Genomic DNA, 16,775 nt, shown 5'->3' on the forward strand with positions numbered 1-16,775 from the left:
GGCGGAACGGAGTGACGATCATGGCCGGCTCTAGCGGAATCGTCATCATCGGCGGCGGGCTCGCAGGAGCGAAAGCCGCAGAAGCATTGCACGACAACGGGTTCGACGGACCGGTCACCTTGTTCGCCGAAGAAGAACATCTGCCCTACGAGCGACCTCCGCTTTCCAAGGAGTACCTGGCCGGAAAGAAGACGCTGGCCGAGTTCACCGTGCAGAACGACGACTGGTACCGCGATCACGACGTCGACCTCAGACTCGGTGCGCGGGTGTCGGCCATGGACCCCGCCGACCACGCGGTCACCCTCCCCGACGGCACCACTGCGCGGTACGACAAACTGCTGCTGGCCACGGGATCGGCGTCCCGGCGCCCACCGATACCCGGGGCCGACTCCGCCGCCGTCCACTATCTGCGCACCTATGACGATGCCGTCGCCCTGGATTCGGTTCTCACCGACGGGTCCTCGCTAGCGGTGGTGGGAGCCGGGTGGATTGGCCTGGAGGTAGCCGCCGCCGCCCGCCAGCGGGGCGTCGACGTGACCGTCGTCGAGACGGCCAAACAGCCGCTGGCGGCCGCGGTCGGCGAAACGGTGGGCGAAGTGTTTGCCGGACTGCACCGCGATCACGGGGTGGACCTGCGGCTCGAGGCGCAGGTGCAGGAGATCACGACGGCCGGCGGCAAGGCGACCGGGCTGAGAATGCGTGACGGGTCGACGGTGGCTGCCGATGCGGTGCTGGTGGCCGTCGGCGCCAAACCGAACGTCGAACTCGCCGAACGGGCCGGGCTGGCGATGGGCCCAGGCCCTCAGGGCGGCGTGCTGGTCGACGCGTCCCTGCGCACCAGCGATCCGGACATCTATGCGGTCGGCGACATCGCCGCCGCGGAACACCCCCTGTTCGGCGGCCGGATCCGCACCGAGCACTGGGCCAATGCGCTCAAGCAGCCCGCGGTGGCGGTGGCCGGGATGCTGGGCGCACCCGGTGAATACGCCGAGCTGCCCTATTTCTTCACCGACCAGTACGACCTCGGGATGGAGTATGTCGGGCACACCTCCGGCGTCGAACGCGTGGTCTTCCGGGGTGACGTGACCGGGCGTGAATTCGTCGCGTTCTGGCTCGACGACCACGACCGGGTGTCGGCCGGGATGAACGTCAACATCTGGGACGTGCTCGACGACGTCAAAGCGCTGATCAGATCCAGGACCTCCGTCGACCCCGAAAAGCTGGCCGATCCCGAGTGCCCGCTGGCCGAGCTATTGGGCTGAGCCTTCGACGGGAGTCCACGCCCCGTCGATGACCTCCGGCGGGCGCTGCGCCTGCAGCCGTTCCCGTTCGGCGCGGCGGCGTTTGATCCGCAGCCTGGCGTCGCCCGGCATGGTGATCAGCTCGTCACACGTCAGGTAATACACGTCCTCGACGGCATCGATCAGGTCCGCCGCGACTCGACGAGAGCCTAACTCGCGCAGCGTCATTCGCAGTTGATGGGTGAATCGCAGGGTCGTGTCGTGGGCGAGCTCGCGGGAGTCGCGAGCGCTGGCGGCCAGGCGCTGGGCCAGCGTCGGCGACGGCGGCTCCGTCGACGCGGCGGCGGCCACGGCGACCTCCCCGGCCGCTCTGAGCAGCATCGCCGGGTCGTCGGCATAGGTCTGACTGGCCAATTCGGCCTCCCCCGGCCCGCGGTGGCCGATGCGGGCGACGGCGGCGTCCACGGCGGCGGCGGTGGTGGGCGACAACGCGCGGATGCTCGCGAGATTGCCTTCCCGGGCCAGCGCACACAACGGCGGGTCGGCCCGCAGGACCGCTGCCAGCTGGGCGGTCTCCGTCTCGACCAGGGTGCTGTCCATGATCATGTCCACGCCGGGCACGCCGGGAGCCGCCTTGCTGCGCTCCAGCGCCGCCGCGGTGAAGCCGGTGTCGATCAACCACAACGCGGTCAGGATCCAGCCTTGGTGAATGCGGTCCCGCAGCAAGGGAACCCGAACCTCGAGCCCGGGACCGGGCAGCGCCGCCAGCTGTGCGGCGTCGAGCTGTTCGGTTTCGGCGGCCGCGCCGTACGCCCGGGTGTCGGCCTTGAGGTGGCGCAACAGGACCAGCGATCGCCCGGCGACGACGGCTTTGGCGACTGAGCCGAGGGCGCCGCCCGCCAGCGCGGGCTCACCGAACGGGAGCGGGTCTCCGACATGCGGCCGCCCGACCAGGGCGTTGCGAGCGACGGCGTCCTGGTCCCAGCCGGGGAGTTGCCCCGCGGCGACCATGTTGACCGACACCCCGACGTAGGGCCGATGACCGAAGACGGCGATGGCCCGGTTGCCCCACTCCTCGCCCACCACGCCGCCGAGCGCCAACACGTGACCGAGCACCCGATTCGCCGTGCGCAGCCCGCTCAGCTGGACATCCAGCGTGATCGGGGTGAGCGGCCCGGGCAGCGCCCGGGCGAGGTTGCCCGCACTGAAGATCGGGAAGCGGGGGTCGATCCGGTCGTCGAATTCACCTTCGACGCCGTCGGGTGCCGCGCTGTGTCCCCCGTCGGAAGGGTGGGCGCGTGGGGCGGCCTCGACCGGGAGCGCCAGTCGGTGCCCATCGCCGGTCGCCCCCGCCGCCGCGATCCGGCGCCCGGCGAGTCCGCGGGCCGTGTCGGCCACCGCTTCAAGCGCCTGCCAGCCGAACTCGAACGACCAATCCTCTTGCGCCGACGCGATATCCATGTCCGGAATGAGCTGGTGCCAGCTGCGGACCCGACTGAGCCGGGACCGCGGGTCGGCGGCGCGCAGCATCCGCCACGCGGTGACCACGTTGACGGTGTCCGGGGAGGCGAGGTCCACCACACCGGTGCGGTCGGCGTTCAGCGACGAGACCATAAAGCGCACCAGGTCGTCGACGTGCAGCACGCGCATCGGCCGCGCCGACACCTTGGTGCGCAGCAGCGTGGCCACGGTCCGGCAGACCATCCAGTCGAGCTGCCGGCCGACCGGCGGGGCGATGCGAACGACCAGGCTGGGCCCCCAGCTGGTGGCGACCAGCTCCTCGGCCGGTCGGTAGAGCTCGGGCCGCCCCGCGGCGTGCGAGACGAACAGCAGCCGGGCACCGGCGCGGGCGGCCACATCCGTCACGTGCGCGAGGCCGTCGATGTCGGCGCTGCCGGGCGCGGTGGTGTCGATGGGGGCCAGGTGGATCACCACGTCGGCTTCCTCGGCGAGCTCCCGCAGGGCGGGGTTGCGCAGCGGGGCGCAAACCAACTCGACGTTGCGGTCCAGGCAGGGGTGCGGGGCCTCAGCAATGCCGGTGACCGTGTGCCCGGCAGCAATCAACGGCCGTGCAACCAGCCGCCCGAGTGCGCCGGTGGCGTCGGTAACCAGGATCTGCACCTGGGCTCACCTCCCCCGACCTCAAACTCAACAATAGGCAAGACGGCGTCGCCTACGCGACCGTTACCGGCCAAACGGGACCCTGAGCTGGCGGAAAGCCTTTCGCCGGGTTACTGCAGCGCGGCGGAGCCGTCGGCGGCGACGGCGACCTTGGCGCCGCCGATGTCCTCACACACGGTTGCCGCCGCCGCGGCGCTGTCGGTGATCAGGGCAAGGGTGCGTGAACCGTCGGGCGTGCGCACGGCCAGGAAGGCCTTCTCCGGCCGGCCGTCGCGATCGAACGGCGTCGTCCACGCTTCCACCGTGCCGACACCCTCCCATTCCACCAAACCGTCCCGGGTGGGCTCCCGGTCGACGGCGGGTTGCGCGTCCTCCCAACGGAACTCGGCGGGCGGTTCGGTGCCGTACACGCCGAAGCTGTGCTTGGTCAGGAAGCCGCCGTTCGCGGTGATCAGCCCGCGCCGCCCGGGATTGGCCACCAGCAACTCCGCCATGGTGGCAATGGAGTGCATCACGTAGTTGCTCCACGGGCCGCCCGCGAACGTCAATCCACCGGTGACGGTGAGCGGACGGGCGGGATCATCGGCCGGCAGGCCCAGTTCGGCCGCGGCCACCTGAACGGCCGAGGGGAAGCAGGAATACAGGTCGACGTAGTCGAGGTCGTCGACGCCCAGGCCCGCCAGCTCCAGCGCCCGACCGCCGGCGATCCGGATCGCCGGCGAGCGGTGCAACTCGTCACGCTCGGCGATGGCCGAGGTGTCGTGGGCGTCGGTGCCCGCGTGCGGATAGATCCACCGATCGGCGGGGACCCGCAGCCGCTTGGCTTCCTCCACCGAGGTCAGCACCAGCGCGGCGCCCTGATCGACCATGTTGTTGGAGTTCATCAGCTTGGTGTACGGCCAGCTGATCATTCGGTTCTGCGGGCCGGGCTCGCAGATCTCCTCGGCGGTCACCGGTTTGCGGATCCACGCGTGCGGATTGCCGACCGCGACGGCGTTGAAGCGGGCCCACAGTTCGCCGATGCGCTTGCGGTGGTGCTCGACCGACTCGCCGTTCGCAATCCGCAGCGCCTGTTCGAACAGCGGGTAGACGTAGGCCGGCCGGTCCAGCCGAATCCTGATCTCGGCATCGCCCGCCATCGGGACGTCGTCGCCGCTGACCTCGGCCATCGGGACGGACTCGTCCTGGACGGTCCACTCGAGCCTGCCGCCTTTGGCGCGCAGGCCCCGGCGGGTGCGCCAGGTTTCGGCGCCGGCCAGCAGCACCACCTGGGCGCTGCCCCGCTGGATGTCCAGGCACGCCTGGTTGACCAGGGACTGCGGCACGTTGCCGCCGACGGGGCTGTACAGCGTGGTGAAACCGGCGGCGCCGATCCGCTGGCCGAGCAGCAGCCCAGGATCCCGGTAGTGCGCCGAGAGGATGTTCACCACGCGGATGGAATCCACGGCCTCGATCACCCGCGCGTCGGCGGCTTGCCGGGCCGCGGCCGCCATCAGGTCAACCGGTTCGACGGACCGCTTGTCCGGATCGATCTCGTCGCGGTGGTTGACCTGGCCGTAGCCGATCAGCACGGGTGTTCTGGGGTCCACGGTCATACTGCGAATTTAGCGTGGCTATCGATGCGGGCCGTGTACGGCCCGCTGAGGAGTCGCGCCATCGAGTCCAGCGCGTGGCTATCGATCCGTCCGGTCGCGTGGGCTGGATTCACCCCCGAGTCAGGGCGGCCCGAACAGCACGCCCTCGCCGATGAGGCGGTCGATCTCCTGGGGGCTCATGCCGAGCAGTCTCCGGCAGATGTCGACGGTGTCCTGGCCCGGCAGCGGCGCGGGCCGCTGCGGCGCCCGCGGGATGTGCTGGAACGGCGCCGGGCCCGTCTCCGCCGGCAGCGGACGTTCGATCAGCGGATGCGACATCTCGGCATACAACTTGCGCCCGACGAGCTGCGGGTCCTCCAAGATGTCCGGCGGCCGGTTCATCGGTCCGGCCGCAACCCCGGAGGACTGCAGCAGCTGGGCCGCCCGCGCCGGGGTGCGGCTGCGGGTCCAGGCCGACACCGATTCGACCAGCTCGCGCCGGTTCGCCAGCCTGGCCTCAGCGGTGGCGAAACGCGGGTCGTCGGCCCACTCTGGATGCTGGAAAACGCCTGCGGCGCAGCGCCATTCCTCATCGGAACCGATCGAGATGACGCACCATTCGTCGTCGCCCGCGCACGGGTAGACCGCGTGCAGGCTGGTGTCTTCGGAGATTCTCGGCACGCCCGCGTCCAGCGCGGCCTGCGTGACGTACAAGGCGTCGAGCTGGTTGATCACGGCCTCGGCCTGCGAGACGTGCACGTGTGACCCGGCGCCCGCCCGGTGGCGGTGGATGAGCGCGGCCAGCGCCGCGATGGCCGTGATCCGCCCGACCACGTGGTCGGGAAAGATCGTGGTCGCGTCGTAAAAGGCATGGCGCGCAGCGCCGTCGGGGTTCTCCGGATCGTCGGCCGTCCACAGGCGGGTGACGCCGGTGGCGGCGCGCACCAGTGGCCCGTAGCCCATGCGGGTGCTCCACGGGCCCTGGTCACCGTAGGCGCTGCTCTCGGCCAGCACGATCCGCGGGTTGACGGCACGCAGCTTGTCGTAGGAAAAGCCCAGGGCGGTAAGCGTTCCCGGCTTGAAGTTGGCGAAGACGGCGTCGGACTCCGCGACCAGCCGGGTGAAGATCTCCTTGCCGGCGGGGCCGCGCAGGTCCAGGCCCATCGCCAGGTGGTTGCGGTGGGTCCAGGCGAACGACTCGCTCATCGCCTCCCCGACGCGGGCCTGCCGCAGCCCGTCCGGGTACTCGGAGCTTTCGATTTTGATGACCTCGGCGCCGAGATCGCCGAACAACCGGCTCAGCTCGCCGCCGGCGACGATGATGCCCAGGTCGAGGATGCGCACGCCCGCAAACGGGAAGTCACCGACGCGGCCGGAGGGCGACTGCACCACGGCGGGGTTGCCGCGCCAGCCCGGCGCGTCCTGCCCGAGGGCGGGTGCCGGGCTGCGAAAGCCCGCGTGGCGCCCGTCGACGACGAAGTACCCGGTCGGGACGCTGGCCCGCACGCCCGGGACGAGCTCGGCGTCGGTGATCGCACCCACCGCCCGAAAATGCTCGGAACCCATCGCCCACGACGGCGTCAGTACGGCGGCGATCGGCACGCCGTGGGCCTGTCCGGCGGCCACCAGGTCCTTCATGGTCTGCTCGGCGAACAGCGCCTGGACCAGCTCGCTGATCTGCGGCCACGCGGCGAAGCGCGCGCCGATCACGTCGTATTTCGGGTCCTGGAAATCGTCCGGCTCGCCGAGCCAGCGCCGCAGTCCCCGCCACTGGCGCGGCGCCATCACGCAGAGCCGGACGTAGCCGTCCCGGCACGCATAGATCGGGTAGGCGTCCTGGTTGCGCGGGCGCCCCCGCCACTGGCCGGTGCGGCGGGGTTCGGCGGCGGCCCGCCCCTGCGCCCCGAACGCCGGGTCAAGCGACATGACCACCGCGTCGAACCGGGAAAAGTCGATGAATTCACCTGTGCCGCAACGTAATCGGTTGTAGTAGGCGACGAGGGCCGCCCGGGCGGCCTGGGCGGCGGCGGTGGCCGACGCGATGCCGTCCGGCGGCAATACGGGGGTGCCGGTGGGGGGGCCGGATCGCGACAGCGAGCCGCACATCGCGTACAACCCCGGATCGGTGGCCCGCCACAACGACCGCGGGCCCGTCGCTCCGAAGTCGGTGATCGACAACACCACCAGGTGCGGGTGCTGGGCGGCCAGCTCCTCCACCGATGTCCCGAACGTCGGTGCCTCGCCGTAGAAGCCGTCGTCGACGAGGATGTCGGCCTGCGCGGCCAGGTCGAGGAACACCGCGCAGTCGTCCTCGTCGTACGGGTCCAACACCACGCTGCGTTTGTTGGCGTTGTGCACGGCAAACGGAATGCTCGCACCGGCCAGCGTCGGCGGCTCATGCCGCGCCGGGCTTCCGCTCGGGGGTTCGACCTTGAGCACGTCGGCGCCCAGGTCGGCAAACAGGCGCGTCACCTCGTCGCCGTTGCCGCTCGACAAGTCGAGGACGCGCACGGCGTCGAGCAACCCGTCGGACATCAGCACACCGTACCCGCAGGTTCGGGGTCTGACCGGGCCGACCGCGGCCCCACCGGCCGAAAGGCCGACCGGGCAAGCTGATTGAGTGGGCGAACGCGGCGTCGGCTATCGTCACAGGCCGATCGGCGAGGCCGTATCCGCCACCACGAGCCGACGGAGGCATCCCACATGAGCGCGCACCTGACCTACATCGAGGCCGTGGTCGTCGGCGCTTTCCAGGGCGTCACCGAGCTGTTCCCCGTCTCCAGCCTCGGGCACGCCGTGTTGGTGCCCGCGGTCGTCGGCGGCCGGTGGGCCCAGGACCTGAGCGTCTCGGCCCCGGAGTCGCCCTACCTCGCGTTCATCGTGGGCCTGCACGTGGCGACCGCCGCCGCGTTGCTGGTCTTCTTCTGGCGGGACTGGCTGCGCATCGTGGCCGGATTCGTGTCCTCGCTGCGGTATCGCCGCATTCAGACCCCCGACGAGCGGCTGGCCTGGCTGATCGTCGGGGCCACCATCCCGGTCGGGCTGGCCGGGCTGCTCCTGGAACGGACCTTCCGCACCACGCTCGGCAAGCCCATTCCCGCGGCAATCTTCTTGGTGCTCAACGGCATCGCCCTGTATGCGGGAGAGGTGCTGCGCCGGCGCGTCGCCCCCGCGCCCGACCGGGAACAGCCGTCGGAGGAACAGCGCGAGCACACCGGCGAGGCCGTCGACCACCGCCTTGCCCAACTTCCGCTGCGCCGCGGCATCCTGATCGGCGCCGCGCAGATCCTGGCCCTGCTGCCCGGCATCAGCCGCTCCGGCATCACGATGGTGGCGGGGCTGTGGCGCGGCCTGTCCCACGAGGACGCCGCCCGGTTCTCCTTCCTGCTGGCCACCCCCATCATCCTGGCCGCCGGCGTGTACAAGATCCCGGAACTGTTCGGGCCCCGCGCCACCGGAATCCACGGCCAGGTGCTGGCCGGCAGCATCGCGTCCTTCGTCTGCGCCTACCTCGCCGTGCGGTTCCTGACGCAGTACTTCCAGACCCGCACCCTCACCCCGTTCGCCGTCTACTGCGCCCTGGCCGGTGGCGCCAGCCTGGTGTGGCTTGCCGTCGGTTGACGGGCGCGCCAATATACGACTTCTCCTGACATCGCCTCACCGACTCGGTCACCGAATGGCAACCGCTGGGTATCGGTTCGCTCAACAGCGTAGGAGTTGAGCGTGGCGTAGCTCACCATCGACGGAGCAAATGCGCGGCGTCTCAACGACAGAGGTGATGCCTGAATGTTCTGTCGCCTTTGTCGTGTGGCCGGCGCCACCGTCGGGGCCGCGATGCTGGTGCTGTCGACGTTCACCGCGCCGAGGGCGGCCGCCGCCGCCACGATGAGCCCGAACCTGTTGGTCAACCCGGGTGCCGAGCTCGGCGACCCGTCGTTGTCCGGCTATAGCGGGGTGACGATACCGGGCTGGACCGCGACCGGCACACCGACCGTGATCAAGTACAACACGCTGGTCCGGCTGCCCTCGCCGCTCGGGTCGCCGGGGCCGACCATGCCGAAGTTCCTGGCATTCCCGGCCGCCCAGCACGGACCGCCAGACGGCGGCGCCCAGTACTTCGGCGGTGGCAACGTGGCGACGTCCACGCTCACCCAGGTCGTCGACCTCAGCGGTGCGGCGGCGGCGATCGACACCGGCACCGTGCCGTTCACGCTGAGCGGCTGGCTCGGTGGCAACCGGCTGGAACTGTCCGAGGCGTCGGCCACCGTCGAGTTCCTGGCCGCCAGCCAATTACCCTTGGGCACAGGCAAAATCGGGCCGGTCTCGATTCTGCAGCGTGGGTTCCAGACCGAGTTGGCCGAACGCGACTCCACCGGGACGATCCCGGCGGGCACCCGCAGCGCGCGCGTAACCGTGACCTTCAAGGACACCCACTGGGCGGGCGGCGCCTACAACCACTCGTACGCCGACAACCTCTCGTTCACCATCGGCGCCCCCTTGGCCGCGCCGCCGCCACCCACCCCGCCCGCGTCGACCGTCGGGCCCCTCGATCACGTGTTCCTGGTCTACCTGGAGAATCACGGCGTGAAAGACGTTGTGGGCAGCCCGAATGCGCCGTACATCAACAGCCTCATCAGCTCGTACGGGTACGGGTCCAACTACTTCGCCCTGACCCATCCGAGCCTGCCGAATTACTATCCGATCCTCGGCGGATCCGACTTCGGCGCCAACTACAACTGCGAAATGAACTGCTTCGACGCGCCGAACCTGGCCGACTCCATCGAGGGGGCGGGCAAGACGTGGGCCAGCTACGAGCAATCCATGCCCGGACCGTGCGCAACCGCGGCGAGCGGTCCGTATAGCCCCGGTGAGCTACCGTTTCTCGCCTTCCACGACATCGTCTCCAACGCCGCCCGCTGCCAGGCGCACGTGCTGCCGCTGACGCGGATGGCGACCGATCTCGCTTCGGCCTCCACCACGCCGAACTTCGTCTGGTTCGCGGCGGACGAAAACAACAACATGGAAGGCCCGGTCAACCTCCGCTTCGTCGGCAGTGAGCTGACCTCGCATCAGTACAACATCAAGGCCGGCGATCAGTTTCTGCAGCAGGTGTTGCCCACGATCGTGAATTCGCCGGCTTTCCAGACCCAACGCAGCGCCATCTTCATCACGTGGGACGAGGACTTCAACAACCTGTCACTGACCATCGGTAACGAGGGCAACCACATCCCCATGATCGTCATCCCGTCGCCGAATTCGGGGATGCGCCAAGGGCATCTGGTGTCCACCTCCCACAACAACCACTACGGCTTGCTGCGCACCATCGAGGACTCGTTGCAGCTTCCCCGGCTCACGAACAACGACAAGTACGCTCAGCCGATGAACGAGTACTGGCCGTAGGCCGCACCGGGGAACCCATGAGCCGGGGTGACGACAGATGAGCCGATCCGGGCCTGAGAGCGAGTCGGTGTGGGATTACCCGCGCCCACCCCGCGTCGAGCCGTTCACCGGTGCGATCACCGTCGAGTTGGGCGGTGAAGTCGTCGCGCGCAGCCCGCGGGCCTGGCGGGTCCTCGAGACCAGTCATCCGCCGACCTATTACCTGCCGCGCGAGGCCTTTGTCGAAGGGGCGCTGCGCGAGACGTCCGGAAGCTCCTGGTGCGAATGGAAAGGCCGGGCAACGTATTACGACCTGATCGGCGGCGGTGTCGTCGCCCCGAAATCCGCCTGGAGCTATCCGGACCCGGCGCCGGGGTTCGAATCGATCGCCGGGGCGGTCGCGGTCATGGCCGGCGCCGTCGACCGCTGCACGGTCAACGGGGAGGTCGTCGTGCCCCAGCCCGGGGGGTTCTACGGCGGCTGGATCACCAGCTGGGTGACCGGCCCGTTCAAAGGCGGTCCCGGTTCGGCCGGCTGGTGACGGCGCCGGATCGTTACACCGGCCGTAGCCGATAACGCACCAATCGCACCGTCTGGCCGCCGAAAGTCGTTGGACGGCAAGCTCCGTCGGTCTCCCAGCCGTTGCGCTCGTAGAAGCGGCGGGCGCGGGTGTTCGCGTCGAGCGCCCACAGCACCGCGCCGCCCACGCCGACCGACCGCAACCGCGCGCGGGCCGCGGTCATGAGTAGACGCCCGACGCCCGTCGCCACGTGGGCCGGGTCGACGTAGAGCGCCATCAGCTCACCGAAGTTCGGTAGGTCGCTGTCGCGGCACAGGCCCGTGGTGGCGAAGCCGCGAATCGCCGGCCCGTCGACCGCGACCAAGGTGAACGGCATCCGCGACCCGACGCGGCCGAAGGTGTAGCGGCTGGCCAACGCCTCCGCGGTGAGGCTGTCCAGGTAGTCCTGGGCGATCAGGCCCCGGTAGGCCACCCGCCACGACCGCGCGTGCAGGCCGGCCACCGCGTGGGCATCCGCCGGTACCGCCGCCCGCACCTCGGTCATCGTTGCAGTATCCGGGGCTCGGCGGATCAGGTCGCGGTGCGGCGTAGATTTCCGTGTTGACACCCGTCAAGAATCCGGAGGGTATGGCAATGGCAGACACGGCATCGATTGGCCTCAAGGTTCGCGGCAAGGTCATCGTGATCACCGGCGGCGCCCGCGGCATCGGGCTGGCCACCGCGACCGCGCTGCACAATCTCGGCGCCAAAGTCGCGATCGGCGACGTCGACGAGGTGCGGGTAAAGGAATCCGGCGCCGCGCTCGGCCTGGACGTCTACGGCAAACTCGACGTCACCGACCCGCACTCGTTCTCGGACTTCCTCGACGAGGTGGAACGCCAACTCGGCCCGATCGACGTGCTGGTCAACAACGCCGGCATCATGCCGCTCGGCCGGATCGTCGACGAGCCCGACTCCGTGACCCGGCGCGTCCTCGACATCAACGTCTACGGCGTGATCCTGGGCAGCAAGCTGGCGGTCCAGCGCATGGCTCCCCGCCGCTCCGGCCACGTCATCAACGTCGCCTCGCTGGCCGGCGAGACGTATATCGCGGGCGCGGCCACCTATTGCGCCAGCAAGCACGCGGTCATCGGGTTCACCGATGCCGCCCGGATCGAAAACCGCTCGTCCGGCGTGAAATTCTCGCTCGTGATGCCCACGTTCGTGAACACCGAGCTGATCGCAGGCACCTCCGGGGCCAAGGGCGTCAAGAACGCCGAGCCGTCAGACATCGCCGAGGCCATCGTCAGGCTAGTCGCGCATCCCCGGCCGCGGGTGCGGGTCACCAAGACTGCCGGCGCGATCATCGCGTCGCAGAAGTTCATGCCGCGCGCGCTGTCGGAGGGGCTGAACCGCGCGCTCGGTGGCGAGCACGTCTTCACCGACCACGTCGACGCCGAGAAGCGCAGGGCCTACGAGTCGCGGGCGCGCGGCGAAGAGTAGTCGGCGATCGCGAGCGCGGCGGAGCCGGGTGAAGCCGGGTCGCCGCGATCAGGTAGTCGGCGATCGCGAGCGCGGCGGAGCCGGGTGAAGCGGGTCGCCGCCATCAGGAGTAGTCGGCGATCGCGTCGGGCGCCGTTCACCGCGGGCGCGGACAATCGGCGGGGTGAGCCTCCAAACCCGGACCACCGCTGCCCTGACCGACGACCAACTCGACCTGATCAACGCCTACTGGCGCGCGGCCAACTACGTGTCGGTGGGACAGATCTACCTGCTGGACAATCCGCTGCTGACCGAGCCGCTGTCGCCCGAGCACGTCAAACCGCGGCTGCTGGGACACTGGGGCACCACCCCGGCGCTGAACCTGATCTACGCGCACCTGAACCGGGTCATCCGCGACCGGGACGCCAGCGTCATCTACGTCACCGGGCCCGGCCACGGCGGCCCGGCGCTGGTCGCCAACGCCTACCTGGAGGGCACCTACAGCGAGGTTTACACCGGCATCGAGGAAGATGCCGAAGGGCTGCGAAAGTTGTTCCGCCAGTTCTCTTTTCCCGGTGGCATCCCCAGCCATGTGGCCGCCCAGACGCCCGGCTCCATCCACGAGGGTGGTGAGCTCGGCTACGCGCTGGTGCACGCCTACGGCGCGGCCTTCGACAATCCGGAGCTGGTGGTGGCCTGCGTGATCGGCGACGGCGAGGCCGAGACCGGGCCGCTGGCCACCAGCTGGCACTCCAACAAATTCCTCAACCCGGTGACCGACGGCGCGGTACTGCCCATCCTGCAGCTCAACGGATACAAGATCGCCAACCCCACCGTGCTGGCCCGGATCCCCCACCCCGAACTGGAATCACTGCTGCGCGGGTACGGCTACCGGCCCATCACGGTCGCCGGTGACGACCCGGCCGACGTGCACCGGCAGTTGGCCGCTGCGCTCGACGAGGCCTTCGACGACATCGCGGACATCCAACGCGCCGCGCGCGGCGGCAGGAGTCTCGAGCGTCCCGTCTGGCCGATGATCGTGCTGCGCACGCCGAAGGGCTGGACCGGTCCCAAGGTGGTGGACGGCAAGAAGGTCGAGGGCACCTGGCGGGCGCATCAGGTTCCGCTGGCCGAAACCCACGACAACCCCCAGCACCGGGCGCAGCTCGAGGAGTGGCTGCGCAGCTACCGTCCCGAGGAGCTCTTCGACGCCGACGGCAGGCTGCGCGCCGAGCTGCGGGCGCTGGCCCCCGGCGGCGATCGCCGGATGAGCGCCAACCCGCACGCCAACGGCGGCCTGCTGCTGCACGACCTCGACCTGCCCGATTTCCGCGACTACGCGGTTCAATTGTCGCGCCCGGGGACGGAGACCCACGAGGCCACCCGGGTGCTGGGCACCTTCCTGCGGGACGTGATCGCCCGCAACCGCGACCGATTCCGGCTGATGGGCCCCGACGAAACCGCCTCCAACCGGCTGGACGCCGTGTACGGGTCGACGGCCAAGGTGTGGTTGTCCGAGATGGGGCCCGACGACGAGAACCTCGCCGCCGACGGTCGGGTGATGGAGGTGCTCTCCGAGCACCTGTGCCAGGGCTGGCTGGAGGGCTACCTGCTGACCGGCCGGCACGGGCTGTTCAACTGCTACGAGGCGTTCGTCCACATCGTCGACTCGATGCTCAACCAGCACGCCAAGTGGCTGGCCACCAGCCGCGAGCTGCCGTGGCGGCGGCCGATCGCGTCGCTGAACTACCTGCTGTCCTCGCACGTGTGGCGCCAGGACCACAACGGCGCGTCGCACCAGGACCCCGGTTTCATCGACCTGGTGGCCAACAAGCGGGCCGAGCTGACCCGGGTCTACCTGCCGCCGGACGGCAACACCCTGTTGTCGGTCGCTGACCACTGCCTGCGCAGCCGCGACTACATCAACGTCATCGTCGCGGGCAAGCAGCCGGCCCTGGCCTACCTCGACATGGACTCCGCGATCGCGCACTGCGCGCGCGGGCTGGGCATCTGGCCCTGGGCGAGCACCGCCACCGGTGAACCCGACGTGGTGCTGGCCTGCGCCGGCGACATCCCGACGCTGGAGATTCTGGCCGCCGCCGACATCCTGCGCCGCGAACTGCCGGAGCTGGCAGTCCGGGTGGTCAACGTCGTCGACTTGATGCGGCTGCAGCCGGAATCCGAGCATCCGCACGGTCTGCCCGACCGCGAATTCGACGCGCTGTTCACCCGCGACAAGCCGGTCATCTTCGCCTATCACGGCTACCCCTGGCTGATCCATCGCCTCACCTATCGCCGCACCAACCACCCGCACATCCACGTGCGCGGGTTCAAGGAGCGCGGCACCACGACGACGCCGTTCGACATGGTGATGCTCAACGACCTCGACCGGTTCCACCTGGTCATGGACGTGATCGACCGGGTCGACGGCCTGGCCAGCCGGGCTGCCGAGCTGCGCCAGCGCATGGTCGACGCCCGGCTCGCGGCGCGGATCTACACCCGCGAACACGGCGAGGACGACCCGCAGATCGCGGGCTGGACCTGGGGGTCCTGACGCCGAGATTGCCGTCACGGTTGTGCTTCGGGCGCGAACGACGACCGTGACGGCAATCTCGTTGAACCGTCGCCGCGGGGGGCCGCCGGTAGACTGGCCGGATGCTCGACGCCGCCGGGACGCCCGACATTCACCATCCGGTGATCTCGCAGCTCTCGGCGCTGCACCGGGTTCGCATCCACCTCGACATCGCCGTCGTCGTCGCGGTCTTGGTGCTGACCAACCTGGTCGCCCACTTCACCACGCCGTGGGCCAGCGTGGCCACGGTCCCCGCCGCCGCCGTCGGCCTGGTCTTCCTGATGCGTGCGAACGGTCTGGACTGGGCCGACCTGGGTTTGGGACGCGAACACTGGAAGTCGGGGCTGGCCTACGCGCTGGCCGCGGTGGTCGTCGTCGCTTCGGTGATCGCCGTCGGGGTGCTGCTCCCCATGACCCGGCCGATGTTCCTCAACCACCGCTACGCCACGGTCTCCGGCGCCTTGATCGCCTCGATGGTGATCATCCCGCTGCAGACCGTGATCCCGGAGGAGCTGGCGTTCCGCGGCGTGCTGCACGGCGCGCTGCATCGGGCGTGGGGTTTCCGCGGGGTCGCCCTGGCGGGTTCTTTGCTGTTCGGCCTGTGGCACGTCGCGACGTCGCTCGGGCTCACCAGCAGCAACGTCGGGTTCACCCGACTGTTCGGTGGCGGCTTCGTCGGGATGCTGGCCGGGGTGACCGGAGCCGTGCTGGCCACGGGCGCGGCCGGCTTCGTCTTCAGCTGGCTACGCCGCCGCAGCGGCAGCCTGATCGCACCGATCGCCCTGCACTGGTCGCTGAACGGGCTCGGCGCGCTGGCCGCCGCGCTGGTCTGGCACCTGACGGCCTGACGCCCGTCACACCAGCAGCACCGCCGCGCCGGCGATGCGGCCCGCACTCAGGTCGGCCAGCGCGCGATCCGCTTGGTCCAGCGGATATTCCGGCGTGGTCACCTCGATGTGGTGCTCGCCCGCGAACTCGAGGAACGCCCGCGCGTCGGCCCGGGTATTGGAGGTGACCGAGCGGACCTGGCGTTCCTGGAACAGATGACGCTGGTAGTTCAGCGGCGGAATGTCGGACAGGTGAATGCCGGCGATCGCCAAGGTGCCGCCGCGGTCCAGCCCTTCCAGGGCGGGTAGCACCAGATCGCCGACCGGCGCGAACAGAATCGCCGCGTCCAGCGGCGCCGGCGGCGGATCGGCCGCCCCCTGCGCGGAGGCGGCGCCGAGCTGCATCGCCAGCTCACGCGCCTGGGCTCCGCGGGTCATCACGTGCACCTCGGCGCCCTGCGCCAGCGCGACCTGCGCGGTGATGTGGGCGCTGCCGCCGAAGCCGTAGAGTCCCAGCCGTCCGCCGGGTGGAAGATCCGCACGCAGCAGGGAGCGATAGCCGATGATGCCGGCGCACAGCAACGGCGCCAGCTCGGCGTCGCTGTATCCGGCCGGCAGCGCATGCGCGAATGCGGCAGGGACCGTGGCGAACTCGGCGTAGCCGCCGTCGGCGTCCCAGCCGGTGTAGCGGGATTGCGGGCACAGGTTCTCGTCGCCGCGGCGGCAATACTTGCACACACCGCAGGTGTGGCGTAGCCAGGCGATGCCCACGCGGTCCCCCACGCGGAACGCGTCGCCCTCCTCGGACCCGACCTCGACAACCTCGCCCACCACCTCGTGGCCGGGCGTGACCCGGTCGCGATGGACGGGAAGGTCGCCCTCGGTGACGTGCAGGTCGGTGCGGCACACCCCGCAGGCGCGGACGGCGACCAGCAACTCCGACGGCCCCGGGCGCGGCACGTCGGCGGTGACTCGCTCGAGCGGGTCGGTGTCCATCGGCCCGGGCCGGCGCACCCGCCACGCCCGCATGGTCGTGGTGGTCAGCGGTGAAGCCATTCGTCCATCATGCCGCCAACCACC

12 protein-coding genes are annotated in these 16,775 nt (G+C 70.0%); 7 read left to right on the forward strand and 5 right to left on the reverse strand.

Annotated features, from left to right (window positions below):
• The first annotated feature begins 20 nt into the window (after positions 1–20).
• Positions 21–1,262: an NAD(P)/FAD-dependent oxidoreductase gene (locus tag C1737_RS05840; RefSeq protein ID WP_102417803.1), complete on the forward strand. Its 1,242-nt coding sequence runs from the start codon at positions 21–23 to the stop codon at positions 1,260–1,262.
• Here the strand turns inward: C1737_RS05840 and C1737_RS05845 are convergent.
• The 3 genes from C1737_RS05845 to C1737_RS05855 all read right to left on the reverse strand — a co-directional run bounded on the left by C1737_RS05845 (position 1,251) and on the right by C1737_RS05855 (position 7,471).
• Positions 1,251–3,362: an NAD-dependent epimerase/dehydratase family protein gene (locus C1737_RS05845; protein WP_102417480.1), complete on the reverse strand. Its 2,112-nt coding sequence runs from the start codon at positions 3,360–3,362 to the stop codon at positions 1,251–1,253. The genes C1737_RS05840 and C1737_RS05845 overlap by 12 nt on opposite strands.
• A 110-nt stretch (positions 3,363–3,472) precedes the next feature.
• The gene (locus tag C1737_RS05850; protein WP_068093964.1) at positions 3,473–4,957 is read right to left on the reverse strand and encodes an acetyl-CoA acetyltransferase; all 1,485 of its coding nucleotides are present in this window, start codon (positions 4,955–4,957) and stop codon (positions 3,473–3,475) included.
• Between the two features lie 120 nt (positions 4,958–5,077).
• Entirely contained in the window at positions 5,078–7,471 is a 2,394-nt protein-coding gene (locus C1737_RS05855; protein ID WP_369807505.1) for a CoA transferase, read from the reverse strand.
• A gap of 168 nt (positions 7,472–7,639) precedes the next feature.
• Between C1737_RS05855 and C1737_RS05860 the strand changes: the two genes are divergently transcribed.
• The 3 genes from C1737_RS05860 to C1737_RS05870 all read left to right on the forward strand — a co-directional run bounded on the left by C1737_RS05860 (position 7,640) and on the right by C1737_RS05870 (position 10,856).
• The gene (locus tag C1737_RS05860; protein ID WP_102417482.1) at positions 7,640–8,557 is read left to right on the forward strand and encodes an undecaprenyl-diphosphate phosphatase; all 918 of its coding nucleotides are present in this window, start codon (positions 7,640–7,642) and stop codon (positions 8,555–8,557) included.
• A gap of 186 nt (positions 8,558–8,743) precedes the next feature.
• The gene (locus tag C1737_RS05865; RefSeq protein ID WP_233214669.1) at positions 8,744–10,336 is read left to right on the forward strand and encodes an alkaline phosphatase family protein; all 1,593 of its coding nucleotides are present in this window, start codon (positions 8,744–8,746) and stop codon (positions 10,334–10,336) included.
• Positions 10,337–10,373: 37 nt separating this feature from the next.
• Complete coding sequence (locus C1737_RS05870) at positions 10,374–10,856, forward strand: DUF427 domain-containing protein (RefSeq protein WP_068093950.1); 483 nt, start codon at positions 10,374–10,376, stop codon at positions 10,854–10,856.
• 13 nt (positions 10,857–10,869) lie between these two features.
• On the opposite strand, the gene C1737_RS05875 is transcribed toward C1737_RS05870, so the two are convergent.
• The gene (locus tag C1737_RS05875; RefSeq protein ID WP_102417484.1) at positions 10,870–11,379 is read right to left on the reverse strand and encodes a GNAT family N-acetyltransferase; all 510 of its coding nucleotides are present in this window, start codon (positions 11,377–11,379) and stop codon (positions 10,870–10,872) included.
• Positions 11,380–11,468: 89 nt separating this feature from the next.
• Here C1737_RS05875 and C1737_RS05880 point away from each other — a divergent pair, with 89 nt between their 5' ends.
• From C1737_RS05880 to C1737_RS05890, 3 genes are all read left to right on the forward strand, one after another.
• Positions 11,469–12,317, forward strand: a complete 849-nt coding sequence (locus tag C1737_RS05880; protein ID WP_068093942.1) for an SDR family oxidoreductase — start codon at positions 11,469–11,471, stop codon at positions 12,315–12,317.
• A 163-nt stretch (positions 12,318–12,480) separates the two neighbouring features.
• Positions 12,481–14,850 carry a phosphoketolase gene (locus C1737_RS05885; RefSeq protein WP_102417485.1) on the forward strand — a complete coding sequence of 790 codons (2,370 nt, stop codon included), beginning with the start codon at positions 12,481–12,483 and terminating at the stop codon, positions 14,848–14,850.
• A gap of 101 nt (positions 14,851–14,951) precedes the next feature.
• On the forward strand, positions 14,952–15,716 hold the full coding sequence (locus C1737_RS05890) for a CPBP family intramembrane glutamic endopeptidase (RefSeq protein WP_067925747.1): 765 nt from the start codon (positions 14,952–14,954) through the stop codon (positions 15,714–15,716).
• A 6-nt stretch (positions 15,717–15,722) separates the two neighbouring features.
• On the opposite strand, the gene C1737_RS05895 is transcribed toward C1737_RS05890, so the two are convergent.
• Positions 15,723–16,751 carry a zinc-binding alcohol dehydrogenase family protein gene (locus C1737_RS05895; protein WP_102417486.1) on the reverse strand — a complete coding sequence of 343 codons (1,029 nt, stop codon included), beginning with the start codon at positions 16,749–16,751 and terminating at the stop codon, positions 15,723–15,725.
• Between the last annotated feature and the right edge of the window lie 24 nt (positions 16,752–16,775).

The organism is Mycobacterium sp. 4858, assembly GCF_900240975.1.
Lineage (GTDB): Bacteria > Actinomycetota > Actinomycetes > Mycobacteriales > Mycobacteriaceae > Mycobacterium.

Coding starts and splice junctions, on each gene's coding strand:
- C1737_RS05840 (WP_102417803.1), top strand. CDS start 21: ATGGCCGGCTCTAGCGGAATCGTCATCATCGGCGGCGGGCTCGCAGGA.
- C1737_RS05850 (WP_068093964.1), bottom strand. CDS start 4,957: ATGACCGTGGACCCCAGAACACCCGTGCTGATCGGCTACGGCCAGGTC.
- C1737_RS05855 (WP_369807505.1), bottom strand. CDS start 7,471: ATGTCCGACGGGTTGCTCGACGCCGTGCGCGTCCTCGACTTGTCGAGC.
- C1737_RS05860 (WP_102417482.1), top strand. CDS start 7,640: ATGAGCGCGCACCTGACCTACATCGAGGCCGTGGTCGTCGGCGCTTTC.
- C1737_RS05870 (WP_068093950.1), top strand. CDS start 10,374: ATGAGCCGATCCGGGCCTGAGAGCGAGTCGGTGTGGGATTACCCGCGC.
- C1737_RS05875 (WP_102417484.1), bottom strand. CDS start 11,379: ATGACCGAGGTGCGGGCGGCGGTACCGGCGGATGCCCACGCGGTGGCC.
- C1737_RS05880 (WP_068093942.1), top strand. CDS start 11,469: ATGGCAGACACGGCATCGATTGGCCTCAAGGTTCGCGGCAAGGTCATC.
- C1737_RS05890 (WP_067925747.1), top strand. CDS start 14,952: ATGCTCGACGCCGCCGGGACGCCCGACATTCACCATCCGGTGATCTCG.
- C1737_RS05895 (WP_102417486.1), bottom strand. CDS start 16,751: ATGGCTTCACCGCTGACCACCACGACCATGCGGGCGTGGCGGGTGCGC.